Source organism: Mesorhizobium sp. M1307, from assembly GCF_040318155.1.
Lineage (GTDB): Bacteria > Pseudomonadota > Alphaproteobacteria > Rhizobiales > Rhizobiaceae > Mesorhizobium.
This window is the reverse complement of sequence record NZ_JAMYLR010000001.1, coordinates 483707-506104: the sequence shown is the minus strand read 5'-3', so window position 1 is coordinate 506104 and position 22398 is coordinate 483707. Positions and strand designations below refer to the sequence as shown.

The following is a 22398-nucleotide window of genomic DNA, read 5'->3' as shown; positions in this document are numbered from 1 at the left end:
GGGGCGGCGGCATTGTGAGGGACCAATTCATGACCATCAAGGCAAGCTGCCACTGCAAGGCGACGACGTTCGAGGTTTCGCAAGCGCCGCAGACAGTGACGCGATGCACCTGTTCCTTTTGTTCGAAACGCGGTTCGTTGTGGGCCTATTACACTCCATCGCAATTCAGACTCACCAGCCCGCCGGAGAATGTTTCGTTCTACCAGTGGGGATCGAAAACCATAAAACACGGTTTTTGCGCCACCTGCGGCTGTGGCACCTTCACCGAGACGCCGGACTGGTCGACAGGCGAGCCGAATTTCGACAATCCGAAGATCAGCGTGAACTCGCGGCTGTTCGACGATTTCGATCTCGACAAGGTCGAAGTGGTGATCATCGACGGCAAGAATCTCTGGTAGCCGGTCGAATTGCGGTGGTCGCGCGAGCCGCTGCAGGCGTGTGGAATTGAGCCGGGGAAAGCCGCGGCAACGGCTTTTGCTGGTCCGTTTTTCGCCGCATTTCATGGTACAAGTCGCTGGAAGGGCTGATGCGGTGCGCCGTTGTGCGGCCGTGGAATGGAGAGGGACCACCATATGAAAAAGATTGTGCTCGCCGTCGTGGCGACGGCTGTGCTCGTGAGCGCATGCACCACCGATCCCTACACCGGGGAACAGAAGGTTTCCAATACCGCTGCCGGCGCCGGTCTCGGTGCTTTGGCGGGTGCCGGGCTCGGCATGCTTGCCGGCGGTAACGACCGCCGCAACGCGCTGATCGGCGCGGGCATCGGCGCGCTTGCCGGCGGTGCCATCGGTGCCACCATGGACCAGAACGAGGCCGAACTGCGCAGGCAGCTTCAGGGCACCGGCGTCAGCGTCACCCGCACCGGCGACCAGATTATCCTCAATATGCCGTCCGACATCACCTTCAACGTCGACCAGGACGCGGTGAAGGCCGGTTTCTATCCGGTGCTGAATTCAGTGGCCCTTGTGCTGAAAAAGTTCCGCCAGACCACGGTCGACGTGTTCGGCCACACCGACTCGACCGGCGGCGACGAGCACAATTTCGACCTGTCGCAGCGCCGCGCCCTGGCGGTCGCCAACTATCTGTCCGGGCAGGGCGTCGATTCCCGCCGCTTCGCCGTCACCGGCTTCGGCAAGACGCGTCCGATCGCCTCCAATGCGACGGCTGCCGGCCGGGCTCAGAACCGCCGCGTCGAGATCCAGCTGTCGCCGCTCACCTGAGGCAAGCACATGAACCGAGAGCGGCCCCCAAGGGCCGCTCTAATGGTTATGCCGGGCCACCGACCGTCGGCGCCCTTCGTTCGTGATGTCAGGACCGGGCCGGCTGATCGACAATCGCGGCAACGATCCGGCGCACGATCGGAAGCACAATCAGCAGACTGGGAAACGCGACAAGCCATGAAGCGCCCCATGCATAGCTCCAGGCCGCTATAAACCCGTTCGTCCAGCCTGCGCCGATTGCCGTCGAAACCGCCGAGACAATCGAGGACATCAGAATCGAAAGAACCAACGGCATCACCACCGCGCCATAGGAGGGCGGCAGCTTTCTCAACTTGAAGGCTCGGTCCGGTGATGCTTGCATCGAAATCTCCTAATAAAAAAATATGCGTAGGCGTTATTGTGAGGACGATCAGGCGGCATATGCCGTCTGCAGCGCCAATTCCTGAATGAAGCTTCGCAGCGAACGCGGCTCGCGGCCAAGCACGGCACGCAACGTCAGAATGTTCCCGCCGAGGCCGTATTTGGCGTAGTGGCTGTGTACTTTGGCCAGCATCTGCAACTGCCGGTCGGTATAGGGAAGGCGGGCCTTCGCCGCCCAGTCCTGAAATGTCGGCTCGCCCGCCGACACCGGCCGGCCAAGCGCTTCGCTCATCATGGCGACGACCTCTTCGCGGCTGTGCATACCGTCGGCGCACAGCTCGAGGGTCGCATAGGACAAACGCGCTTCGGTCAGTGCGATTGCCGCCACTTCAGCCACATCGCGATAGTCGACGCGGGCGAGCTTCGCCGTCCTTGGAAACGGCTCGGCGAAAACGCCGTGCTCGACGACGGACGGCCAGGCCGGCGCGATATTTTGCATGAAATTGGCCGGGTGCAGAATGGTGTACTCCATGTTCGTCGAATAGAGGGCAGCTTCAACGGGTACCTTGCTTGCATGGTTTTCCAGCCTCGTATTGGTCGGCTGGATCACCGACGAAAAGACGAACTTTCGAACGCCTGCTCGCGCCGCCGCCTCAACCATGGCAACCCCCATGGCGGCTTCGTCGGGAGCAAAGGCCGGTCCGATGTGAAAGACACCGTCGACACCTTTCACGGCCTGCTCAAGGCTCCGATGGTTGCGCAGATCTCCGATCGCGATCTCGGATGCGCCGCCTTTCCGGGCTTTTTCGGCACTCGCGGCGTCACGAACAAGCGCTCGAACCCTGGCATTGCGGCGGACGAGTTCAGGCACCACCAAACCGGCAACGCGGCCTGCGGCGCCTACGACCAGGACCGTTGGACTGGGTGTTCGCATGACGATCTCCTTCCTTCGAGTCTGCCTTTCGGCCTGTGCAGGGAAGATAAAATCTAGCGAACTTCGTTACAATTGATCGATTTTGCGATAGGTTCTCCCGATTTTCGGTAGAAAGGAGCGATGAGCGATGAGCCGGATAGATGATTTCGAAGCCTTCATTGCCATTGTCGAGCATGGCAGTCTGACGGCTGCCGCACGCCGGCTGAACCGCTCACTGCAGTCGGTCAGCCGGTCCCTGGCGACATTGGAGGAATCAATCGGGGTCGAGCTTCTGCACAGGACGACACGCCGCTCGACGCCGAGCGAAGCCGGAGCGGCCTTTTTCCAGCGCATCAAACCCGCCGTCGAGGAAATTAACGAAGCCAGGCTTCAGGCGGCCAATCGACGGTCGGAGCCATGGGGCATCCTGCGTGTCAGTGCCCCGGTTCTGTTCGGCCCGGACTTCCTCGTGCCGGTCATCGCCGATTATATGCGGACATATCCCCGGGTCGAGGTTGACCTCCAGCTTTCCGATGAATTTGTCGATCTCGATGCCGAGCGCCTCGATTTGGCTGTCCGAATCGGCAATTTGCCGGATTCCAATTTACGTGCGAAGCGCCTGGGCGCGCTGCGGCGCGTGGTGTTCGGCGCACCTGCCTACTTCCAGCAACACGGCCGACCGGCCCATCCGCTCGAATTGCGTGAGCATCAATGCATCGTACGAACCGTCGACGGCCGCCCAGGCGAATGGATGTTTCAGATTGAAGGCAAGCCCCGGCCGGTGAAGGTCGCGGGTACCTTCCGGTCGAATTTGATGATATCGATCTATGCGGCCGCGGTTCACGGATTGGGTCTGGGCTACTCGCCGCTTTGGCAGGTAAAGCACCTGGTGGACGATGGCCGCCTGGAACTGGTTCTAACCGAATTCGAGCCGGTGCCGGTGCCGATACACGCCGTGTGGCCGGAAGGCAGGTCGTCCTCAGCCAAAGTTCGCGCTTTTCTGGACCTGCTGGCATCCCGCCTGGAGCTCAAGAACCTTTAGGGCCTAGACCAAACTCAACGCCGATCTTACCTCATCGAAATTAAGTTCGTGATTAGAACAGCCGTGGCGGCATCGAGTGCGGGTTGATGGACCTCCGAATGACCGATGTCCTTCAGCTGTTCGGTCGTCAGATCTGCCAGTGCTCTGCGTCTTGCAACGGTCTGCCGCCATCCCGTGAAGGCAGCGATCATCATTGCTGCTCCTTTCAGGCTAGACGCAAGCAAGCGTTTGGACATGCTGCGGGCGGCGCGAGGTTCCGTGTGAGCCATTGTTTTGGTCTCCCATTTCCAGTTTGCGGATGGGAGCGTGCCACGCAGGCGTTTTCGGGCTGTTCGGCTGTGCGTGAACAACTGGAAGAAGTCCGGCGATCCGCCGTTAAATCGGTGTTAAATCGATCCACCGGAGATGCTATTCTGTCGCTGCGGTCGAAGTATGGAGACGATTTGTGCGCATCCGGTTGCTTGGTGGCCTGGAGGTTACTTCCCCGGAGCACCGGCCCGTCCAGTTCGCCACACGCAAGACTTCGCTTCTTTTTGCTGCTCTGGTTCTCGCTGGCCGCCGCGGCCATCGTCGCGAGCAGCTTTCCGAAGCCTTTTGGCCGGGGCGAAGCAATGGGCAAGCCCGCAACAGTCTGCGGCAAGCGCTGGTCGACATCAGGCGCTCGTTCCCGGCCAGCTTGGATGCCACCGTCTACATCGATGGGGATCAGGAAACCATCTCGCTTATTGCCGGTCCGGATGAGGCGGACATCTCGATCTTCGACCGGAAGCTGGAGGAGGGTCGGATCACTGATCTCGCCTTCGCCGCCGATCTCTACCGCGGTGAGTTGCTTGCCGGGCAAGCCATTCCTGACGAACTGGACGAGTGGTTTGGACCCTATCTGAGTAAGTATCAGCGCAAGGCGCTGCAGTTGGTCGATCGGCTGAGCCTGGCGCTGCCCGCACCCGGCTCAGCGGAAGAGACGGCCTGCGAAGGGCTCGCAGAGAGGTTGCTCGCCTCGGATCCGACGGCGGAGGCAGCCCATCGAGCGCTGATCCGCATCCACGCTCATCGACGTCACGAAAACGCCGCCTTGCGCCAGTTCGAGCTGTGCCGCGCAGCTTTAAAAAAACATCTGAATGCCGAGCCTGAGGAGCAGACAAGCTCACTGGCGGCTTCGCTGCAGTCTCGAGAACGTCAGCGGCCGGAGCCAAGCTCTGGCGCCGTATCAGTGGCACAGGTTCTGGCAGCCCCGACGAGGCGCGACGACCAGCCATCGATTGCAGTGCTGCCGTTTCAGAATCTAAGCGGTGATGTCGAGCAGGAATATTTTGCCGACGGCATGGTGGAAGACATTGTCACCGCCTTGGCTCACTTTCGTCACCTGTTCGTGGTCGCACGGAATTCGAGCTTCACCTACCGGGGACGGTCCGTAGACATAAAGCAGGTCGGGCGTGAGCTGGGCGTGCGCTATGTGGTCGAGGGAAGTGTTCGCAGGGCGGGCGACCGCCTGCGCATCGCCGGGCAGCTCATCGACACCTCCACAGGGGCCTATCTCTGGGCCGACCGTTTTGACGGAGCGCTCGCCGAAGTCTTCGATCTGCAGGACCAGGTCGCCTCGAGCATTGTCGGCGCAATCACGCCGAAAATGGAGGAGGCTGAGATCGAGCGTGCCAAACGCAAACCGACAGAAAGCCTCGACGCCTATGACTACTATCTCCGCGGGCTGGCGGCCTTTGACCGGACGATCACTAGTAGATCGGCCATTGACGATGCCTTGCGCCTCTTCATGAAGGCGATCGATCGTGACCCGGAGTTTGCCGCAGCCTATGCGCGGGCGGCGCGGTGCTACGCTACCCGAAAAAGCAACGGCTGGATGGTCGACCGCGCGAAAGAGAATGCCGAGGCTACTCGACTGGCTAGGAGAGCGGTCGAACTCGGAAGGGACGATGCGATTGCGCTTTCCTTCGGTGGATACGTGCTCGGCTACGTAGGTGGCGACCTTGACGACAGTGCGGCTTGCATCGATCGCGCGCTCGTTCTCAACCCGAATCTAGCGGCCGCGTGGGGCCTAAGCAGCTGGGTCAGGGCTTGCTTTGGCGAGCCAGGCAAGGCCGTCGAGCACGCCGCGCTTGCCATGCGCCTAAGCCCATTGGATCCACGCCTGTTCGCTTGGCAATTCAACACCGGGCTCGCTCATTTTTGTGCCGGCCACTACGATGACGCCGCCGCTTGGGCGGGAAAGTCGCTGCGGTACCAACCAAACTACGTGAGCGCGATGCGTGTAGTGGCGGCGAGTCATGCCCTTGCGGGGCGCCTGTCGGAAGCGCAGCAGATGATGGCCCGGGTCTGCGAGCTCGATCCTTCGCTGCGGCTTTCGAATCTCGCCGAGGTGCTGCCGCCGTTTTATCGACCGGACGATCGCATCAGATATATCGAAGGCCTTCGCAAGGCGGGCCTGCCGGATTGACTGGCGACAATGCTTCGCGCGTCGGCGGGGCCGCGCGCGAGCCGTGTCAGACCTTGGCCACGATCCGCATGAAGGCCGGCATGTCGTCGCCGAAGCCGACGGTCGCGTCATTGTCTTCCTGGCGCTGGCGGGCAGGGCGCTCGCGCTGCGGCCTGGTGTCGCCCCGTTCCGGCGCGCGCCGTTCGTTGCGATCGGGCGAAGCCTTGCGTTCAGGTGAAGCCTGGCGCTCGCTGTTTTCCGAGCGGATCGCCTCTTTGCGGGTACGCCGCTCGTCGATGTCGGCGACGGTGGCTTCGGCCACGACCGGCTGTTCCGCGCTAACTGCTTCCGGCGCTGCTTCTTCGCTGCCCTTGGCGTGGCGTTCACGCGGTTTGCGCTCGCCCCTGTCCTTGGCGTCGTCCTTGCGGCCGGCACGGCGTGGCGCACCGCGGCCACGGCGCGGGGCCTCATCCTCGCCGCCTTCGCTGGCAACGACCGTCGACAAATCGCCGTCATGCCACTCGATCTTCGTGCCGATCAGCCGCTCGATGGCGTCGATGTATTTGGTGTCCGACTTGGTCGCGATGGTGAAGGATTTGCCCGAGCGCCCGGCGCGGCCGGTACGGCCGATGCGGTGGACGTAATCCTCCGCGTGGATCGGCACGTCGTAATTGAAGACATGGCTGACATCGGGAATGTCGAGGCCGCGCGCCGCGACATCCGAAGCAACGAGGTAGCGCAGCTTGCCGTCACGGAAATTGGCCAGCATCTGCATGCGCGCGCGCTGGTCCATGTCGCCGTGCAGGGCGCCGGCGTCGAAGTCATATTTCAGCAGCGAGCGGAACAGCTCCGATACCTCGATCTTGCGGTTGCAGAAGATGATGGCGTTCTTCAGCTCGGCATCCTCGGCTTTCATCAGATTGCGCAGCGTCTCGCGCTTGTCCCAGGGTTTCGGGCCGGATTTCACCAGCCGCTGGATGATGTTGGTGGCGGCCGATGCTGCCTTCGACACTTCGACGCGCACCGGTGCGTGCAGGAATTTCTCGGTGAGCTTGGTGATTTCCGGCGGCATCGTCGCCGAGAAGAACAGCGTCTGCCTGGTGAACGGGATCATCTCGCAGATACGCTCGATGTCGGGGATGAAGCCCATGTCGAGCATGCGGTCGGCCTCGTCGATGACGAGGATCTCGACGCCGTTGAGCAGGAGCTTGCCGCGCTCGCGATGGTCGAGCAGGCGGCCGGGGGTCGCGATCAGCACATCGGCGCCGCGCTCGAGCTTCTTGTCCTGCTCGTCGAAGGACACGCCGCCGATCAGCAGTGCGATATTGAGCTTGTGGTTCTTGCCGTATTTGACGAAGTTTTCCTCGACCTGCGCGGCGAGCTCGCGCGTCGGCTCGAGGATCAGCGTGCGCGGCATGCGGGCGCGGGCGCGGCCCTTTTCCAGCCGGGTGAGCATCGGCAGGACGAAGGACGCTGTCTTGCCGGTGCCGGTCTGGGCTATGCCCAGCACGTCCTTGCCGAGCAAGGCGTGCGGGATAGCACCAGCCTGGATCGGCGTCGGCTCGGTGTAGCCGGCATCGGTAACTGCGGAAAGGACCTTCGGCGACAGGCCGAGGTCTGCGAAGGTCAACGCTTCTTGAGCGATCTGGGTGTCTGAGGACAAGTTTGGCTGTCTTTGGCTGGTTCGGGGGCGCAACATATGCAGTCGCGGCAAGCGCCGCGCGCCTGCAAGATCGGTATTGCAGGTAGGCGCAAGCCCACGATTTGTCAACACAAACGGGCGGCATTGGCGCGATTGTGAAGCCGTAAGCTTAATCGCGATGGTTACCGCTCGTCGATGGCCCGCTCTTCAGCAAGGCGACATTCTCGCACCAGCGCAGGTGTTGCAGATCAGCAACGCCAGGGTGCATTCATTCTGACCACACGCCAAAGTGCCATTTGAGATTTGAAATAACTCAGAAACTAGCCACAAATGATTCATCTATTTTTCTTGGCTAAGGGGGCCACATTATGAAGAAAGCTTTTCTCTCCGCAGCGTTTCTGGCAGCGGCCTTGACTCCGGCGATCGCGGCCGATGTCGTGGAATTGCCGGTCGCATCAACGTATAACTGGACGGGCCTCTATCTAGGCGCACATGTCGGCGGTGGCAGCAGCAAAGTAGACTGGGAATATACTGTTGGCGGGACGGCTGATCATGATGGCAGCGGCGCCCTGGGCGGCGTCCAGGCCGGTTACAATTTCCAGAGCGGAAATATAGTCTATGGCGTCGAGGCGGACATCTCGGCCGCCCATATCGATGGCGGCACGGATTGTCCGAACCCCACCTTCTCTTGCGACTCCGATGTAAAGATGCTCGGATCGCTGCGTGGCCGAATTGGCTATGCGATGGATAGGCTGCTGATCTACGGTACCGGCGGTCTCGGCTTCGGCAGGGTTGAGATTAGCACAAGCGGTCCGATCGGGACCAACGGCACCTCGAAAACCAGAGCAGGCTGGACCCTGGGCGCGGGCCTGGAATATGCCTTTACCGATCACTGGTCGCTCAAGGGCGAATACAAATATTTCGATCTGGGCAAGAGCGATTATGCAGTCGACACCGGCCTGAATGTCGAAGCAAAGGTCCGCATACACACCGGAGTCATCGGCTTGAATTACAAGTTCTGATCGCAACGATCGGCCGCCGCAACACTTGTGTTGTCAAATAGGAACCCGGCCTCGTGCCGGGTTTTTATTTGCACGGTCTGTTCAATACCTGAACTGTTCGGCGAGAATGCGCTCGTTCCACGAATGGTTGGGATCGAACAGCAGCGTCGCCGTTGCCGTCGGCGATTCCCTCACCGTGACCGTCGTCACCGCCTTGACCTCGGTGTGGTCGGCGGCGGCGTTCACCGGCCGCTTTTCCGGCTCCAGAATGTCGAAACGCACGATCGCCTTGTTGGAGAGCAGCGCGCCGCGCCAGCGGCGCGGACGAAACGGGCTGACCGGGGTCAGCGCCAGCAGCGGAGCGTCGAGCGGCAGGATCGGCCCGTGCGCCGACAGATTATATGCGGTCGAGCCGGCCGGCGTCGCAATCATCACGCCGTCGCAGTGCAATTCCTCCAGCCGCTCTTGCCCATCCACGGTGATGCGGATCTTGGCCGTCTGATACGACTGGCGCCAAAGCGCGACCTCGTTGATCGCGAGCGCCGAAATCGTCTCGCCTTCGGCCGTCACCGCCTGCATCTCCAGCGGACGGATCGTTTCGGCAACGGCCGCCGCGATGCGCCCGGTCAAGCCGCTGGCGCGGTATTCGTTCATCAGAAAACCGATGGTGCCACGGTTCATGCCGTAGACCTTCTTTCCCGTGCTCATCGTCTCACGCAGGGTCTGCAGCAGAAAGCCGTCGCCGCCGAGCGCCACGACGATCCCGGCTTCTTCGACGGATGCCTGGCCGTAACGCGCAGAAAGGCTTTCCAGCGCTGCATTGGCGTCGGCTGTACCGGATGAGACGAAGGCGAAACGGCTGGCGGTTTTGCTCATGGCTCTCAACGACAACCGATTGGCGACGACCGTCTGGCGACCGATTGGCGGCGACCGGTTGCTGGGCCGCGCCAGCGCCGGGTTAGCATGGGTGGGCATTTCTGCAAAGGGAGGGAGGTGCCTGGAGATGGCGACCAAACAAGCCGCACTCGCGCATCATGTCGGAGGACAAAATGATGTGATGGTTAAGGCCCGCCTTAAACTCTCGTAAAGCCGGATCGATCATGTTAGCCGGCAGCGGACGGGCGGCGTGGGGGCTAACCAGTCGAGGCCGATCTATTGCCGCTGGCACGCTTGATTATTGTCTTCCTGATGCTGGCAAGTTTTGCCCTGGCTTTTGCGGAACTGGTGCGCCAGTCGGAGGAAAAGAGCTTTAGACCCGAGCCCACGGCCTCACGCTGCGGCGACGCGGCGGGGACACCCTGTCCGCAAAGGGCGCTTTGACGCCACAGCGCCAGTGCTTATCGGGCTTGCAACAGATGGCAGCCGGCCTGGCGCTTTTGCGCGAGATACTCGTCGACAAGCTGGCGATAGCGAACTTTGCCGAAACTCGGGAAATGGCCGCCGTGCACGACCGAGACATCGAGATCGCGCATGCGCAGCAGCGTTTCGACATAATCGTCGATCTCGGAGTGATAGACGTCGTCGATCAGCGGGCCGTCATAGATGATGTCGCCGGAAAACAGGATGCCCGTCCTGTTTTCGTAGAGCGCAATGCCGCCGGGTGAATGGCCGGGCGTGTGGATGACCTCGAAGGCACGGTCGCCGAGATCGACGATGTCGCCTTGCTCGAGCAACCGGCCGGCTGGTGCGGGCGGGATCCGGTAGCGCTTGGTGTCCCAACCTTGCGGCATGCCGTCGAACATCTCGTCAGTGGCATAGCGGTCGGCAACCGTCCATTCGTTGCGCGGGTCGGCGAGGATTTCGGCCTCGTCCGGGTGCACGCAGCGGTCGGGAAATTCGTGATGGCAGCCGATATGATCGAAATGCGTGTGGCTGGCCACGCAGGTGAGCTTGCGCTCCGTGACCAGCGGCACGTGGCGGCGCAGGCTGAAATGGCCGAGGCCGGTGTCGAACAGAAGATCGCGGTCGCGGCCGCGCACATGCCAGATGTTGCAGCGGAAGAACGGCTTGATCCACGGCTCGTGGATCAGCGTCACGCCATCGCCCATGCGGATAGTTTCGTACCAGTCAGGAGCGTCGATGATTGGAAGCGTGCTCATGTTTGGTCCGCAAGCAGGATGATGTCGCCAGCATCGCACGATACCGCGACAACGTCGCCCGGCTGGACGGCCGATGCTGCCGCGACCTTGGCGATGAAGTGCAGCGCCGGGTCGGTCGTGGAGGTCCCCAGCACACGCTTGAAGCTGCCCTGGAAGACGACGTCGCTGACCTTGGCCGTACCGAGCGCCACAGCACCGCCGGCAGCGCCGAGGACGAGATGCTCAGGCCGGACAGCCAAAGCAATCCTCGAGCCCGCCGGGATTGTGCCAGGCAGCGATAGTGGTCCAAGCTTCGTCGCGACGGTGTTCCTACCGTTCTTCGTCTCCCTCACCGTTCCCGATATTAGCGTGCTTTCGCCCATGAAGGTCGCGGAAAAGCGCGTCGCCGGCCGTGCATAGACGCGCTCGGGCGGGCCCTCGTCCTCGATGCGCCCGTCATTCATCACCACGCAATGGTCGGCCAGCGCCATCGCCTCTTCCTGATCGTGAGTGACGTGGATGAAGGCGGTGCCGACGCGTTTCTGGATCGCCTTCAATTCGTCCTGCATCTGCCGGCGCAATTTCAGGTCGAGCGCGCCGAGGGGCTCGTCGAGCAACAGCACCGCCGGCTCGACCACCAGGGCGCGCGCCAGCGCCACGCGCTGCCGCTGACCGCCCGAAAGCTGATGCGGCTTCTTGTCGAAGGCAGTGGCCAGCCCAACCAGCGCCAGCGCCTCGCGCGCCCTTGCTGCCCGGGTTGCGCCATCGACACCCCGCATGCGCAGGCCGAAGCCGACATTGCTGCCGACGCTCATATGCGGGAACAGCGCATAATCCTGGAACACGGTCGTCGTCGGCCGCTTCGCCGGTGGCACGGCAGTGCAGTCCTCGCCGCGGATCAGCACCTTGCCCTCGCTCGGCGTGACGAAGCCTCCGAGGATGGACAGAAGCGTCGTCTTGCCGGAGCCGGACGGCCCGAGCAGGATCGTGTAGCTGCCAGGCTCGATCGTCAGCGAGACGTTCTTCAGCACGGTATGCTGACCGAAGCGATGCGAGACAGAGCTTATATCGACCAGTGGCGCGGTCATGCCGGCTTCCTCCGCAACAGCATCAGCTCGAACAATACCACCAGTACGATTGAGACGGCGAAGACCAGCGAGCCGACAGCGTTGGTCTTGGGATTGAGGCCGGAGCGCAGCAGGTTCCAGATCTCGACCGGCAGCGTCGTGTCGAAGCGCGTCAACAGGAACGAGATGACGAACTCGTCCCAGGAGAAAGTCATCGACAGGAAGAAGCCGGCGAAGATCGCCGGTGCCATGACAGGCACGGTGATCAGCAGCAGCACCTTCCATTCGGGCGCGCCGAGGTCGCGCGCGGCGCGCTCGATATTGATCTGGTGGTCGCCCATCTGGCTGTAGACGATGGCAAAGCAGAGCGGTAGGTTGATCACGACATGGCCGATGCCTGCGGCAAGTAGAGACTTCGGTACGCCGGTCCAGTTGAACAGCACCAGCAGCCCCATGCCGATGATGAGATAGCTGACGGTCAGGGGCAAGGTGATCAGCCCGCGCATCAGCCCCGAGCCCGGCAAAGCGAAGCGCGCAAAACCCCAGGCCGAGAGAAAGCCCAACGTGACGGCGGCAGCCGAGGAGACGACCGCCACCAGCAGCGAATTGACCAGCGCCGAAGTCAGCCGCGTGTCGGCGAGCACGGCCTCGTACCAGCGCAGCGACGGCCCGGTGAAGGGCGGGATCGGAAACGACGTCGCCTGCAGCGAAAACAGCACCAGAACGATGACCGGCAGAAAGATGAAGCCGTAGATTGCGATGGCATAAAGGCCGGAGACGAGGCGGATGAGCGCGCGCATGGTCAGGCCCGCTCGATCTTCAGCCAGCGGGAGCAGGCGAGATAGGCAATGGTGACGACCGCCATCAGGATGATCGACAGCGCCGAGGCGAGCGGAAAGTCGCCGCGCCGGCCGATCTGCATCATGACGAGTTGCGGCATCAAAAGCTCGTTGTTGCCGCCGAGGATCTGCGGCGTGATGTAGTCGCCGATGCACAGCACAAAGGTGAGGAAGGCGCCGACCATGATACCGGGGAGCGTCAGCGGCAGAACGACATGCAGGAAAGTCCGAACCGGCCCGGCGCCGAGGTCGGCGGCGGCCTTGCGGTAGCTGGGGCTGAGCTGCTTCAGATTGGCGAAGATCGTCAGCGTCAACAGCATGACGAAGAAATGCACGAAGCCGGTGACGGTGGCCAGCCGAGTATTGGCGAGCTGCAGCGGTTCGCTGGACAGGCCGGAGCCTGTCAGTGCGCGGTTGACGACGCCGTTTTGCGCCAGCACCAGCAGCCACGAATAGGAGCGCACGACATAGGAGGTCCAGAACGGCAGCACCGCCAGCATCAGCGCCAGCCGCTGCCAGCGCTCCGGCACCTGTTCGGCCAGGATCCAGGCAAAAGGATAGGCGAGCAGCACCGAGATCACGGTGACGATTGCTGTGACCTGCAGCGAGTTCACCATTGCCTGCCAGTAGGAAGGATTGGCAAAGAACTGGCTGTAGTTGGACAGCGTGAAGCCGCCGCCTTCATGCGCCGTCAGGCTGGATACCGCCATGGCGACGAAGGGCAGCACGAAGAACAGCAACGTCCAGCCGAGCGCCGGCGTGACCAGCGCCCAGGGCAGGGCACGCCCGCTGTTGGCGGCGTTCACGACCGGCAGCCGGTCATTGCGCCTGCAGCATTTCGGTCCAGACGTCCTGCATCTTCTTGTCGAGATCGGCGTTCGGCGCCGGATAGGACTGGGCGCGGGCGAGGAATTCCGGCTGCTCGTCGAAGCGCAGGATCTTCTTCTGCTCGTCGCTCAACGCCGCCTTGCTGTTTGCCGGCATGCCCCAATAGCAGGACGAGGTGGCGAGCCGCGCCTGGCCTTCGGGGCTCATAATGTACTGGATGAATTTAAGCGCCAGCTCCTTGTTCTTGGAATCCTTGAACATTGCCAGCGACTGCGACCACAGCACGGCCCCTTCTTTCGGTATCGAGAAGTCGAGGGCAGGGTTTTCCTTGGCCAGTCCCGCCGTCACCCATTCGCCGCCGCCGACCAGAATGTCGACCTCGCCGGTCGCCAGCGCCGTCTGGCTGGCGGTCACTTCGCCGACCAGCTTGGCGTTGGCCTTCATTTTGAGCAGCTCTTCCTTGATGGCGGGAAGGTCGGCTTCGGTCAGGTCGGCGGTCTTTTTGCCGATCGCCAGTGCGGCCATGCCGATGACCGGCAGGTAATAATCGTAGATGGCGATCTTGCCCTTGTATTTATCGCCGGTCAGCGCGGCAAGCGACTGCATGTCGGCCGGATCGACCTTGGTCTTGTTGTAGCCGATCGTGTTGTAGCCGAACTTTTCGGTGATGCCGTAGCGCTTGCCGTCGACGACGGTGGAACTGTCCATCTTCACCTGCGGAAACAGGTCGGCCAGCGGCAGCTTGTCTTCCGGCAGTGGCTCGAACAGGCCTTTTTCGACGCCGCGTGGCACGTCGATGCTGTCGATCACCATCACGTCCCAATCGCCGGGCTGTGATTGATCGACGATCGCCAGGCCGGCGCCGGTGCCTTCGAACTCCTTGACATTGACCTTGACGCCGTTGGCCTCCTCGAACGGCTGCAGCAGCGCCGGATCGGCGTGATCGCACCAGATCAGTGCGTTGAGATCCTGCGCCTGAGCGAGGCTGCCCGCCGCCAGCAGCAGTGCTGCCGCGGCACAGGCGCCTTGGAGATGGCTCTTTAGAACGGAAAGAGGATTCCTGACGGTTGGATTGGGGGTCTTTGGATTGACGGACATCGAGTGTTCTCCCTTGCCTTTTTGGCTTGTAGGAAAAAATTGAACCAATTCTAAAATTGAGTCAATTCTGTTTTTGTGGCAAACAGCCGATATGAGCGGATTGCGGGCAAGGCAGAAGGCGGATCGGCACCGCCGCATCATCGAGGCAGCGGCGGCGCTTTTCCGCGATGCCGGTTATGAAGGCGCCAAGATCGAGACCATCGCGGCGCAGGCCGAAGTCTCGGTCGGCACCATCTACAATTACTACCAGAACAAGGGCGACATCCTCGGCGCCATCGTCTCGATGGAGGTCAACGAGGTGCTGAATGCCGGGCGCGGCGTCGTCGCCAACCCGCCGGCAAATGTCGGCGACGCGCTGGATACGCTGCTCGGCATCTATATCGAGCATTCGCTGCATTATCTCAGCAAGGAGATGTGGCGACAGGCGATGGCGATCTCGACGCAACTGCCCGACAGCCCGTTCGGCCAGGCCTATACCGGGCTGGACCGCGCCCTGACAGAGCAGATCCGCGCGCTGATCGTCCGCCTGCAGGCGCTCGGCCTGGTGCGCCGCGACATCGACGGGCCGGCACTCGGCGAACTCATCTTCAACAACATGAACATGATGTTCATCGAATTCGTGAAGCGCGAAGGGGCGAGGATTGCCGAGTTGCGGGCGGCGATACGACGGCAGAACCGGATTTTGGTTGCGGCGATCGGAGTGTAAGAAGATCAAGGGCCCGCAGCCGGAGGATCGCCTACCGGTTGATCAGCCATAGAATGGCCGAGAGCACGATGCTGACCAGTATCCCCGTGGTGATAGGGACATAAAGCCTGAAGTTCTCACGCTCGATCACGATATCGCCGGGCAGCCTGCCAAGGCCGGTCCGAGCCAACCAAGGCCACAGCAGGGCTAAGGCAACTATGCTGAGACCAACGACGATCAGAGTTCGCGACATGGCAGCATCCTGCCGGAAATAGCATCGTGCCAGAAATATAGTGTTGCAAGCAGCGCTTCCTTTCGATGTTGCCTCTTGAGTTGAGGTTGAAATCTGATACAACCTAAAAGGGTATCAAGGGAGGGATTGGATGCAGATTTCCATCTGGCATTGGGCTATGGTGCTGCTGCTGATCGGCGTGCCTGTTTTCTTTGCCGTTCGGTCAGCCGCAAAGCCATTACAGGATACTTCGGCTCTCGTAGGTTTCGGAGGCTGGCTTATGCTGCTGGCGATCCTTCAGGCTTTCTCCCCGCTACGCACGCTCGTCTCATTGGGCTCATCGAGTGAAGGCTACCGACAGCTCATGACGCTCCCGAATGGCACCTTGGCGGTCTACGGAGAGATTGCCCTCTTGCTGGCGTTTGTGGTGTTCCAGGTGGTTGTGCTCTTTGCGATGCTGCTGCGGAGTTACCGCTTCAAGCAGCTATTCCTGTATCAGTGGTTTGCAATACCAATCGTGTTTATTCTGGACGCGGTATGGATCTCAGCGGTTATGAGCGCTCCCGTGAGCTTGGTGCTTGCATGGGATGCGCTGGTAATGCCCGCAGTTTCTTTTGTACTGACCGGGATCTGGGTCGCCTACGTCTACAAGTCGGTCAGGGTGAGAAACACGTTCGACAGGGCCGCCATATCCGGTCAGGTCGCGAGTGCTTCATAGAGCTTGCCGCGAGTCCTGCGTATGGCTGCCGACAAAAATGCCGGGCGCCCAATATGGACCCGGATCATCCGGCTACTAGGCCTGCTCGAGCGAGGATTTCAGGAGCCGGCATGACATGCCCGTGCGGCTTGCAGTAGACGGGGTCGATCGCGTGATAGCCAAGCAGATGGCCGAGTGGCGCCAGGAACCCCAGCGCCACTCGCTGAATCGCAGGTGGCGGGTGCGTGAAGACGATCACGTCGGCAAATTCTCTGGCGATGACTGCTGCCTGAAGCGGCGAAGGTCTACCTTTTCTGTCCACCTTGCCGGCATTGGCCAGGCCGAAGAGCATGCCGATCAGCAGCTCGAAACGGTTCGGTCGACATTGTCCGCACCTGGCGCCCGGTCGACTTCGACCAGGACATGCGCTTCTTCGGTTTTGCTGCTGTTCCACCAATCATGTGCGACGCCTGCTTCGACCATGGCGGATTGGCCAGGCCCCAGGGACAAACTTTTCCCGGCGATGCAAGCGTCGAGACGGCCACGGAGGATGGTAAACCGTCCCGTCAGGTTCGGGTGGAAGTGCTCGCCCACCACTGCGGCTCCCGGCCGGGCGGTCAGATGAGCGATGCCAGGTCCCTGGCCGCGGTCTTCGGTGCCACGCAGGATGACCGCATATTCGCCGGTCACCTTGTTCTCGTAGACATCTCCACAGCGTGACATGGATCGGCTCCGGAGTTTCAGAGCACCACTGCTCGGCAACTCTATCGTCAAAGGCTTGGTCGTTCAACGACGCTCCAACGGGCGATTGCGGAAACACCAGTTGCCGGCTCTTCGTCAACGCGGGCGATCAGCGCTCTACCGAACATGCTTAGGCGGCCGCGCACGCGGAAACGGCACGACCGTCAGTGGCGCCTTGCGGAATTCCGCGATGGCTATTTCTTCAATCAGCGCGTCGAGGGCCTCGTTGACGCGTCGGCTCGTTTCATCCGCGCCGCAGAGGCGGTTTTGTGCGCACTCCAAAAGCTCGCGCGCCGCGGCGAAATCACTTCGCATGACAACACCCTTTGGTTTTTGGCCCGCCGCACCGACATTGTCGGCGCGCTTAATTGAGCGAGTGCTAATATACACAGGAGCAATTTAATCGAATGGTACGAGATGGCCGAGGCCGGGAGAGAGGGCCGAAATGACGGCTCTGCAACCGCGAAGTCACGCCCGGGCTCAGCGTCTCTAGATATGAGATGCTAACTCGTTGTCTGGCGACAGATTTTGCCAGCAATTTCACGGAAGTTTCTGGTGACCCGACGAGGACGGTCCCGACACGTACGCCCCTAATACGATCTTGGGCGGCTTATATATTCTCTGGCGGCGGCAATCTGGCGCCGGTGCTCGCGGAGGAAGGCTGCGCCGAAACAAATGGCGAAGGCCAGTACTGAAAGGCTTGTCGTTGCTCTTGATGTTGGATCGGGATCGGGACTTAGCAGGAAACGGAAACCGAACGCGAAGGCGAAGACGATAAATCCGCCAAATATGCCGTTGATGAAGGGGGCGGTCGTGCGTTTCTGCTCCAACGAAGACTCCTAGGTTTTCCGCTAGGGAACTATGGTTTCCGCTAGGGAATATATGCGTTGAAGCTGATGTGCTACCGATCCTGACGGCCCCGGCCTGTGGATATCGGGGATGAGCAGATATCAAGCGCCCCGGAGGTCTCAAGAAGCCCGTACTGGTGCCCCCGGACGGAATCGAACCGCCGACCTTCGGTTTACAAAACCGCTGCTCTACCAGCTGAGCTACAAGGGCACGGCGCTCCGGTTACCATATCTGCCGCGCCAGTAAAGACAAAACTCCGTTTTCGGCTGCCGCGAACGCGCCGGTTCTGCCGCCAGGGCGTCCTGAAAACGGCCAATTCGCTTCCTATATTGATCGAAGATGCAATCGCATCAGCGAGGCAGTCGCATGATCAGGTTTGTCATCATTCTCCCGCTCGTCGTCGTGGCCTGGGTTCTCCTGGTGAAGCTCATCAAGGACCTGAAGCGCGCCAATATCGACTGGACCGGCGTCACCACCATCATCGGTTTCATCGCGCTCGCCTTCTGGCTGCGGCATATCACCGGCATGGGATGAGGCCTGCCGACTGTTTCGGTGAACTGTCGACGGCGCGACCGTTCGTGTTCGCGCATCAGACCGCGCGATTTCTCCCGCCGAGAAAAAATCCAAAAAGACCTTCGAACCTTTTTCCTTGTTGCGACGACTGATGGTCAAGAGGCGGTTGGATCGCCTCCCACAACAAGGAGATCGTCATGTTCAAGCGCACCATCGTTGCCGGCCTCGTCGCCACCACTGTCGCCGCCGCCATGCTGGTCGGCACCGTTCAGCCGTCGGCCGCCCATCACAAGCACAAGCACCTCGGCATCGGCATTGCCGCAGGTGTCGGCGGCTTCCTGCTCGGCAGCGCGCTGGCCCAGCCGCGCACTGTCTATATCGAGGAAGGCGGCGGCTCGTGGCACGTCCGGCGCTGCCTCAATCGCTACCAGAGCTACGACCCGTACTCGGACACCTATGTCGGCTACGACGGCTATCGCCATCGCTGCTGGCTTTGAGGGCCACGATGCCAGCTTGGGAGGAGGTGACCGTTTCATGCAACCGGAAGAAGGGCGCCCCACTGGCCCTTTTTCTGTTGTTCGGCGATAGGCTTCTTGTCGAAATCGACTGACTATCAGTGTCGGCGCTGCCCCTCATCTGCCTGCCAGCATCTTCTCCCCGTATAGTGACGGGGAGAAGGGACGCTCTCGGCGATGATTTTGCCAGTCTCCAGCGCTGCAAGAGGGCGCCAAGGTCTCGGTCAGCTTCTTTCTCCCCGTCACTATACGGGGAGAAATGCCCGGCAGGGCAATGAGGGGCAGCGCCAGCTTCAGTCTCCAAGCAATTGAGCTATCATTTTGTCTCTGATTTCACCAGGAACCCGGCAGTATACAGCGATTTCCCAACAGCCTAATCTGCACCGATACCGAAACAGGGAGAGGGCGCTTGGGCGAGCACGATCCGAACGAAGAGCCGATCGAGACGGTTTTCCGCAACGGCACAATCACCACAGTCGGCATCCTGCTGGCGTTCTCGCTGGGCTTCATCACGCATTGGGCCGCCAACCCGATACCATGGGAAATCTATCACCTGGCCGCCGTCGTGCCGATTTTGATCGGCATTGCCCTGCAGATACGAGCGCTGCGGTTGCTGCTCGACATAACGTCTCTACAACGGCGCGTTTATGAACGCGCCAATCGTATCTTCATTGCCGGCCTCATCTTCACCGCCTGCGGAGTTGGGCTGGCGATGCTGCTTGATTTCTACGACCTATCGACCAAGAGCGCGGTGCCCGGGGCCTAGCTCTGGCCATCCTGGCAGATGTCGCACCATTCCGCGCTGGTCAGCGCTGCTATGCGCTCGGCTCGCTGCCAAGGCCGGGAGGGGTCGGCAGTCCGCCGATCATCCTCGTCACCTCCGCCGCCGCATCGTGCACCAGCGGCCCGATCTCGGCCAGCCGTTCCGGCGTGACCCGTACTGTCGGCCCGGAGACCGAAACGCCGCCGATCGGCTCGCCGAATTCATTGAAGATGGCGGCGGCAACGCAGCGCATGCCCGGATGCCGCTCCTCGTCGTCAACCGACCAGCCGCGCAGCTTGATCGTCACCAGGTCGCGGGCGAGAGCCGAGATATCGGACAGCGTGTTTTCGGTGAAGCGCTCCAGCCCGGCCCGGCGCAGGATGGTGGCGACGCGCTCCGGCTCGAGATACGCCAGCACCGCCTTGCCGATGCCCGATGCATGGAAAGAGCTGCGCGTGCCCGGCCGGAAAAAGGCGCGGATCGCCTGGTGCGTCTCGACCTGACTGACGAAGACGACGCAATCGTCCTCGGCGACGCCGAGATTGGCGGTCTCGCCGGTCTTCTCCATCAATTCCTGCATGACGATGCGGGCGCGGTCGACCAGCTTGCGGCGGCGCAGGAACGCCGCCCCCATGCGATAGGTCTCGACGCCGATCGACCACAGTTGGTCAGGGCCGTCGAACTCGACCATGCCGTGGTTTTCCAGCGTCGTCAGCATGCGGTAGGCGGTGGATGCCGGCAGACCGGAACTGGCGGCGATCTCGCTCAGCGACAGGCCACTGCCATCGGCGACGATTGCCAGGATCCGCAGCGCCCGGTCCAGCGACTGCACCGAGGCGGCCTCGGCCGGCCCGTTGAAGGCGCGCGGCCGGCCGCGCTGGCGTTTTTCGGTGGTTTCCATCGGGCCATTCTTCGCTCTGTTCGCCCAACAAGCAATGAAAAAGTTTTTCACCGATTTGCGAAGCGAATTCGTGGAAAACAGAAAGACCAATCAATTCAACCAACAAGAGCTGTTTTCTAGAAATGGAAAAATATTCTGAAAAAATTGAAAAATCATTGGTGCGCTGGCATCATCGGCTATCAACAATTCCGTGGAGGCTGACATGGCCAGGATGCGCGCAGTCGACGCAGCGGTTCTCGTTCTCGAAAAGGAAGGCATCTCCTGTGCCTTCGGCGTGCCGGGTGCTGCGATCAACCCGCTCTATTCGGCACTGAAGGCGAGGGGCAGTATCCGCCACATCCTTGCGCGTCACGTCGAGGCGGCCTCGCATATGGCCGAAGGGTTTACCCGCGCCAGATCGGGCAATATCGGTCTGTGCATCGGCACCTCGGGTCCTGCCGGCACCGACATGATCACCGGCCTCTATTCGGCCGCTGCCGATTCAATTCCCATCCTCTGCATCACCGGGCAGGCGCCGCGCGCGCGTCTCAACAAGGAGGATTTTCAGGCCGTCGACATTGCGGCGATCGCTGCACCCGTCGCCAAATGGGCGGTCACCGTCATGGAACCCTATCTCGTGCCGATGGCGCTGCAGAAAGCGTTCCATCTGATGCGCTCGTCGCGGCCGGGGCCGGTGCTGATCGATTTGCCTGTCGATGTGCAACTGACCGAGATCGAGTTCGACATCGATGCCTACGAGCCGCTGGTGCCGTTCAAGCCGGCAATGTCGCGCGCCCAGGCCGAGAAGGCGTTGACGATGCTGAATGCGGCGGAAAAGCCTGTCATCGTCGCCGGCGGCGGCATCATCAACGCCGATGCGTCCGATCTGCTGATCGAGTTCGCCGAGGTCGCCGGCGTGCCTGTCATTCCGACGCTGATGGGCTGGGGCGCGATCCCCGACGACCACCGCCTGATGGCCGGCATGTGCGGGCTGCAGACCTCGCACCGCTATGGCAATGCCACGATGCTCGAAGCCGATTTCGTTTTCGGCATCGGCAACCGCTGGGCCAACCGCCACACCGGTTCGGTCGACGTCTACACCAAGGGCAAGAAATTCATCCACGTCGATATCGAGCCGACGCAGATCGGCCGGGTCTTCGCACCAGACCTTGGCGTCGTCTCGGACGCCGGTGCGGCGCTGAAAATGCTGCTCGACGTCGCAACCGAATGGAGGACGGCCGGGAAATTGCGCGACTGGTCGGGCTGGGCCGGCGAATGCCGGCAGCGCAAGAAGACGATGAAACGCAAGACGCATTTCGACCAGGTGCCGCTGAAGCCGCAGCGCGTCTACGAGGAGATGAACAAGGCGTTCGGCCGCGACACCACCTATGTCACCACGATCGGCCTGTCCCAGATCGCCGGGGCGCAATTCCTGCACGTCTACAAGCCACGCAACTGGATCAATTGCGGCCAGGCCGGCCCGCTCGGCTGGACATTGCCGGCAGCCCTCGGCGTTCGGGCCGCTGATCCGGACCGCACAATTGTGGCATTGTCCGGCGACTATGATTTCCAGTTCATGATCGAGGAACTGGCGGCCGGCGCACAGCACAAATTGCCCTACATCCATGTCGTCGTGAACAATGCCTATCTCGGCCTGATCCGCCAGGCGCAGCGCGGCTTTTCGATGGATTTCGAAGTCAGCCTCGCCTTCGAGAACGTCAATCGACAGGGCGATCCAGAGGCGGGCTACGGCGTCGACCACGTCGCCGTTGCCGAGGCGATGGGCTGCAAGGCCGTCAGGGTGCGCCGGCCGGAGGAATTCGCCGGTGCCTTCGAAGAGGCAAAGCGCCTGATGGACGAGCACCAGGTTCCGGTGGTGCTCGAATTCATCCTCGAGCGCGTCACCAACGTTTCGATGGGTACCGAAATCGACAAGGTCACCGAATTCGAGGAGCTTGCCGAACGCCATGAAGATGCCCCCACGGCGATCGTCATGCTCGATTAAGC

Annotated in this window: 27 protein-coding genes and 1 tRNA gene; 11 read left to right on the top strand and 17 right to left on the bottom strand. The window is 61.5% G+C overall.

Going from position 1 to position 22398, the window contains the following annotated elements:
* Window positions 1-29 precede the first annotated feature (29 nt).
* Both NKH16_RS02660 and NKH16_RS02655 read left to right on the top strand, forming a co-directional pair.
* Window positions 30-398, top strand: coding sequence for a GFA family protein (locus NKH16_RS02660; RefSeq protein WP_352451083.1), 369 nt, complete (start codon window positions 30-32; stop codon window positions 396-398).
* Window positions 399-572: 174 nt separating this feature from the next.
* The gene (locus tag NKH16_RS02655) at window positions 573-1220 is read left to right on the top strand and encodes a YiaD family glycine zipper/OmpA-like lipoprotein (protein ID WP_023679922.1); all 648 of its coding nucleotides are present in this window, start codon (window positions 573-575) and stop codon (window positions 1218-1220) included.
* An 88-nt stretch (window positions 1221-1308) separates the two neighbouring features.
* Here the strand turns inward: NKH16_RS02655 and NKH16_RS02650 are convergent, their stop codons facing one another.
* Together NKH16_RS02650 and NKH16_RS02645 are read right to left on the bottom strand one after the other, a co-directional pair.
* Complete coding sequence (locus NKH16_RS02650; RefSeq protein WP_023679921.1) at window positions 1309-1581, bottom strand: DUF2798 domain-containing protein; 273 nt, start codon at window positions 1579-1581, stop codon at window positions 1309-1311.
* 48 nt (window positions 1582-1629) lie between these two features.
* Complete coding sequence (locus NKH16_RS02645; protein WP_352746762.1) at window positions 1630-2514, bottom strand: NmrA/HSCARG family protein; 885 nt, start codon at window positions 2512-2514, stop codon at window positions 1630-1632.
* Between the two features lie 127 nt (window positions 2515-2641).
* On the opposite strand from NKH16_RS02645, the gene NKH16_RS02640 reads away from it, so the two are divergent.
* Window positions 2642-3535: a LysR family transcriptional regulator gene (locus NKH16_RS02640; protein WP_352746764.1), complete on the top strand. Its 894-nt coding sequence runs from the start codon at window positions 2642-2644 to the stop codon at window positions 3533-3535.
* A 26-nt stretch (window positions 3536-3561) separates the two neighbouring features.
* Here NKH16_RS02640 and NKH16_RS02635 read toward each other — a convergent pair whose 3' ends face one another.
* A complete protein-coding gene (locus tag NKH16_RS02635; RefSeq protein WP_352746766.1) occupies window positions 3562-3804 on the bottom strand; it encodes a YjiS-like domain-containing protein in 243 nt (80 codons plus the stop codon).
* 176 nt (window positions 3805-3980) lie between these two features.
* On the opposite strand from NKH16_RS02635, the gene NKH16_RS02630 reads away from it, so the two are divergent.
* Window positions 3981-5984, top strand: a complete 2004-nt coding sequence (locus NKH16_RS02630) for a BTAD domain-containing putative transcriptional regulator (RefSeq protein ID WP_352746767.1) — start codon at window positions 3981-3983, stop codon at window positions 5982-5984.
* 46 nt (window positions 5985-6030) lie between these two features.
* Here NKH16_RS02630 and NKH16_RS02625 read toward each other — a convergent pair whose 3' ends face one another.
* Window positions 6031-7626 carry a DEAD/DEAH box helicase gene (locus NKH16_RS02625; protein ID WP_352746768.1) on the bottom strand — a complete coding sequence of 532 codons (1596 nt, stop codon included), beginning with the start codon at window positions 7624-7626 and terminating at the stop codon, window positions 6031-6033.
* Window positions 7627-7973: 347 nt separating this feature from the next.
* On the opposite strand from NKH16_RS02625, the gene NKH16_RS02620 reads away from it, so the two are divergent.
* On the top strand, window positions 7974-8627 hold the full coding sequence (locus NKH16_RS02620; RefSeq protein ID WP_352472772.1) for an outer membrane protein: 654 nt from the start codon (window positions 7974-7976) through the stop codon (window positions 8625-8627).
* Window positions 8628-8708: 81 nt separating this feature from the next.
* On the opposite strand, the gene NKH16_RS02615 is transcribed toward NKH16_RS02620, so the two are convergent.
* The 6 genes from NKH16_RS02615 to NKH16_RS02590 all read right to left on the bottom strand — a co-directional run bounded on the left by NKH16_RS02615 (window position 8709) and on the right by NKH16_RS02590 (window position 14516).
* Complete coding sequence (locus tag NKH16_RS02615; RefSeq protein ID WP_023679915.1) at window positions 8709-9482, bottom strand: NAD kinase; 774 nt, start codon at window positions 9480-9482, stop codon at window positions 8709-8711.
* Between the two features lie 461 nt (window positions 9483-9943).
* Window positions 9944-10705 carry an MBL fold metallo-hydrolase gene (locus tag NKH16_RS02610; protein ID WP_352746770.1) on the bottom strand — a complete coding sequence of 254 codons (762 nt, stop codon included), beginning with the start codon at window positions 10703-10705 and terminating at the stop codon, window positions 9944-9946.
* Window positions 10702-11772, bottom strand: coding sequence for an ABC transporter ATP-binding protein (locus tag NKH16_RS02605; protein WP_352746771.1), 1071 nt, complete (start codon window positions 11770-11772; stop codon window positions 10702-10704). Before NKH16_RS02605 ends, NKH16_RS02610 begins: the two co-directional genes overlap by 4 nt.
* Complete coding sequence (locus NKH16_RS02600) at window positions 11769-12551, bottom strand: ABC transporter permease (protein ID WP_352746773.1); 783 nt, start codon at window positions 12549-12551, stop codon at window positions 11769-11771. The genes NKH16_RS02605 and NKH16_RS02600 overlap by 4 nt, the downstream gene beginning before the upstream one ends.
* A gap of 2 nt (window positions 12552-12553) precedes the next feature.
* Window positions 12554-13396 carry an ABC transporter permease gene (locus NKH16_RS02595; protein ID WP_502894982.1) on the bottom strand — a complete coding sequence of 281 codons (843 nt, stop codon included), beginning with the start codon at window positions 13394-13396 and terminating at the stop codon, window positions 12554-12556.
* A gap of 13 nt (window positions 13397-13409) precedes the next feature.
* The gene (locus tag NKH16_RS02590) at window positions 13410-14516 is read right to left on the bottom strand and encodes a polyamine ABC transporter substrate-binding protein (RefSeq protein WP_352746775.1); all 1107 of its coding nucleotides are present in this window, start codon (window positions 14514-14516) and stop codon (window positions 13410-13412) included.
* 91 nt (window positions 14517-14607) lie between these two features.
* Between NKH16_RS02590 and NKH16_RS02585 the strand changes: the two genes are divergently transcribed.
* Window positions 14608-15222 carry a TetR/AcrR family transcriptional regulator gene (locus NKH16_RS02585; protein ID WP_352746778.1) on the top strand — a complete coding sequence of 205 codons (615 nt, stop codon included), beginning with the start codon at window positions 14608-14610 and terminating at the stop codon, window positions 15220-15222.
* A 31-nt stretch (window positions 15223-15253) separates the two neighbouring features.
* On the opposite strand, the gene NKH16_RS02580 is transcribed toward NKH16_RS02585, so the two are convergent.
* Window positions 15254-15454 (bottom strand): DUF2905 domain-containing protein, encoded by a 201-nt coding sequence (locus NKH16_RS02580; RefSeq protein WP_352746781.1) that lies wholly within the window; start codon window positions 15452-15454, stop codon window positions 15254-15256.
* A 130-nt stretch (window positions 15455-15584) separates the two neighbouring features.
* Here NKH16_RS02580 and NKH16_RS02575 point away from each other — a divergent pair, with 130 nt between their 5' ends.
* Window positions 15585-16151 carry a DUF2569 family protein gene (locus tag NKH16_RS02575; RefSeq protein WP_352746784.1) on the top strand — a complete coding sequence of 189 codons (567 nt, stop codon included), beginning with the start codon at window positions 15585-15587 and terminating at the stop codon, window positions 16149-16151.
* A 64-nt stretch (window positions 16152-16215) separates the two neighbouring features.
* Here the strand turns inward: NKH16_RS02575 and NKH16_RS02570 are convergent, their stop codons facing one another.
* The 5 genes from NKH16_RS02570 to NKH16_RS02550 all read right to left on the bottom strand — a co-directional run bounded on the left by NKH16_RS02570 (window position 16216) and on the right by NKH16_RS02550 (window position 17930).
* Window positions 16216-16482 (bottom strand): hypothetical protein, encoded by a 267-nt coding sequence (locus NKH16_RS02570; RefSeq protein ID WP_352746786.1) that lies wholly within the window; start codon window positions 16480-16482, stop codon window positions 16216-16218.
* Window positions 16483-16487: 5 nt separating this feature from the next.
* On the bottom strand, window positions 16488-16853 hold the full coding sequence (locus NKH16_RS02565) for a cupin domain-containing protein (RefSeq protein ID WP_352746788.1): 366 nt from the start codon (window positions 16851-16853) through the stop codon (window positions 16488-16490).
* A gap of 135 nt (window positions 16854-16988) precedes the next feature.
* Window positions 16989-17186: a hypothetical protein gene (locus NKH16_RS02560; protein WP_084641813.1), complete on the bottom strand. Its 198-nt coding sequence runs from the start codon at window positions 17184-17186 to the stop codon at window positions 16989-16991.
* Between the two features lie 275 nt (window positions 17187-17461).
* A complete protein-coding gene (locus NKH16_RS02555; protein WP_156937488.1) occupies window positions 17462-17701 on the bottom strand; it encodes a hypothetical protein in 240 nt (79 codons plus the stop codon).
* Window positions 17702-17854: 153 nt separating this feature from the next.
* Window positions 17855-17930: transfer RNA gene (locus tag NKH16_RS02550), tRNA-Thr, on the bottom strand.
* A 156-nt stretch (window positions 17931-18086) separates the two neighbouring features.
* Between NKH16_RS02550 and NKH16_RS02545 the strand changes: the two genes are divergently transcribed.
* From NKH16_RS02545 to NKH16_RS02535, 3 genes are all read left to right on the top strand, one after another.
* Window positions 18087-18254, top strand: a complete 168-nt coding sequence (locus NKH16_RS02545; RefSeq protein WP_352492505.1) for a hypothetical protein — start codon at window positions 18087-18089, stop codon at window positions 18252-18254.
* 176 nt (window positions 18255-18430) lie between these two features.
* Entirely contained in the window at window positions 18431-18730 is a 300-nt protein-coding gene (locus NKH16_RS02540; protein WP_352746790.1) for a BA14K family protein, read from the top strand.
* Between the two features lie 427 nt (window positions 18731-19157).
* Window positions 19158-19514, top strand: a complete 357-nt coding sequence (locus NKH16_RS02535; RefSeq protein ID WP_352451067.1) for a hypothetical protein — start codon at window positions 19158-19160, stop codon at window positions 19512-19514.
* A 49-nt stretch (window positions 19515-19563) separates the two neighbouring features.
* Here NKH16_RS02535 and bhcR read toward each other — a convergent pair whose 3' ends face one another.
* Window positions 19564-20412, bottom strand: coding sequence for an HTH-type transcriptional regulator BhcR (bhcR, locus tag NKH16_RS02530; RefSeq protein WP_352746792.1), 849 nt, complete (start codon window positions 20410-20412; stop codon window positions 19564-19566).
* Window positions 20413-20614: 202 nt separating this feature from the next.
* Between bhcR and gcl the strand changes: the two genes are divergently transcribed.
* Complete coding sequence (gcl, locus tag NKH16_RS02525) at window positions 20615-22396, top strand: glyoxylate carboligase (protein WP_352746794.1); 1782 nt, start codon at window positions 20615-20617, stop codon at window positions 22394-22396.
* Window positions 22397-22398: the final 2 nt, after the last annotated feature.

Coding starts and splice junctions, on each gene's coding strand:
- NKH16_RS02565 (WP_352746788.1), bottom strand. CDS start 16,853: ATGTCACGCTGTGGAGATGTCTACGAGAACAAGGTGACCGGCGAATAT.
- NKH16_RS02585 (WP_352746778.1), top strand. CDS start 14,608: ATGAGCGGATTGCGGGCAAGGCAGAAGGCGGATCGGCACCGCCGCATC.
- NKH16_RS02570 (WP_352746786.1), bottom strand. CDS start 16,482: ATGCTCTTCGGCCTGGCCAATGCCGGCAAGGTGGACAGAAAAGGTAGA.
- NKH16_RS02645 (WP_352746762.1), bottom strand. CDS start 2,514: ATGCGAACACCCAGTCCAACGGTCCTGGTCGTAGGCGCCGCAGGCCGC.
- NKH16_RS02620 (WP_352472772.1), top strand. CDS start 7,974: ATGAAGAAAGCTTTTCTCTCCGCAGCGTTTCTGGCAGCGGCCTTGACT.
- NKH16_RS02590 (WP_352746775.1), bottom strand. CDS start 14,516: ATGTCCGTCAATCCAAAGACCCCCAATCCAACCGTCAGGAATCCTCTT.
- NKH16_RS02600 (WP_352746773.1), bottom strand. CDS start 12,551: ATGCGCGCGCTCATCCGCCTCGTCTCCGGCCTTTATGCCATCGCAATC.
- NKH16_RS02575 (WP_352746784.1), top strand. CDS start 15,585: ATGCAGATTTCCATCTGGCATTGGGCTATGGTGCTGCTGCTGATCGGC.
- NKH16_RS02635 (WP_352746766.1), bottom strand. CDS start 3,804: ATGGCTCACACGGAACCTCGCGCCGCCCGCAGCATGTCCAAACGCTTG.
- NKH16_RS02545 (WP_352492505.1), top strand. CDS start 18,087: ATGATCAGGTTTGTCATCATTCTCCCGCTCGTCGTCGTGGCCTGGGTT.
- NKH16_RS02610 (WP_352746770.1), bottom strand. CDS start 10,705: ATGAGCACGCTTCCAATCATCGACGCTCCTGACTGGTACGAAACTATC.
- NKH16_RS02605 (WP_352746771.1), bottom strand. CDS start 11,772: ATGACCGCGCCACTGGTCGATATAAGCTCTGTCTCGCATCGCTTCGGT.
- NKH16_RS02615 (WP_023679915.1), bottom strand. CDS start 9,482: ATGAGCAAAACCGCCAGCCGTTTCGCCTTCGTCTCATCCGGTACAGCC.
- NKH16_RS02580 (WP_352746781.1), bottom strand. CDS start 15,454: ATGTCGCGAACTCTGATCGTCGTTGGTCTCAGCATAGTTGCCTTAGCC.
- gcl (WP_352746794.1), top strand. CDS start 20,615: ATGGCCAGGATGCGCGCAGTCGACGCAGCGGTTCTCGTTCTCGAAAAG.
- NKH16_RS02540 (WP_352746790.1), top strand. CDS start 18,431: ATGTTCAAGCGCACCATCGTTGCCGGCCTCGTCGCCACCACTGTCGCC.
- NKH16_RS02660 (WP_352451083.1), top strand. CDS start 30: ATGACCATCAAGGCAAGCTGCCACTGCAAGGCGACGACGTTCGAGGTT.
- bhcR (WP_352746792.1), bottom strand. CDS start 20,412: ATGGAAACCACCGAAAAACGCCAGCGCGGCCGGCCGCGCGCCTTCAAC.
- NKH16_RS02650 (WP_023679921.1), bottom strand. CDS start 1,581: ATGCAAGCATCACCGGACCGAGCCTTCAAGTTGAGAAAGCTGCCGCCC.
- NKH16_RS02655 (WP_023679922.1), top strand. CDS start 573: ATGAAAAAGATTGTGCTCGCCGTCGTGGCGACGGCTGTGCTCGTGAGC.
- NKH16_RS02560 (WP_084641813.1), bottom strand. CDS start 17,186: ATGCGAAGTGATTTCGCCGCGGCGCGCGAGCTTTTGGAGTGCGCACAA.
- NKH16_RS02640 (WP_352746764.1), top strand. CDS start 2,642: ATGAGCCGGATAGATGATTTCGAAGCCTTCATTGCCATTGTCGAGCAT.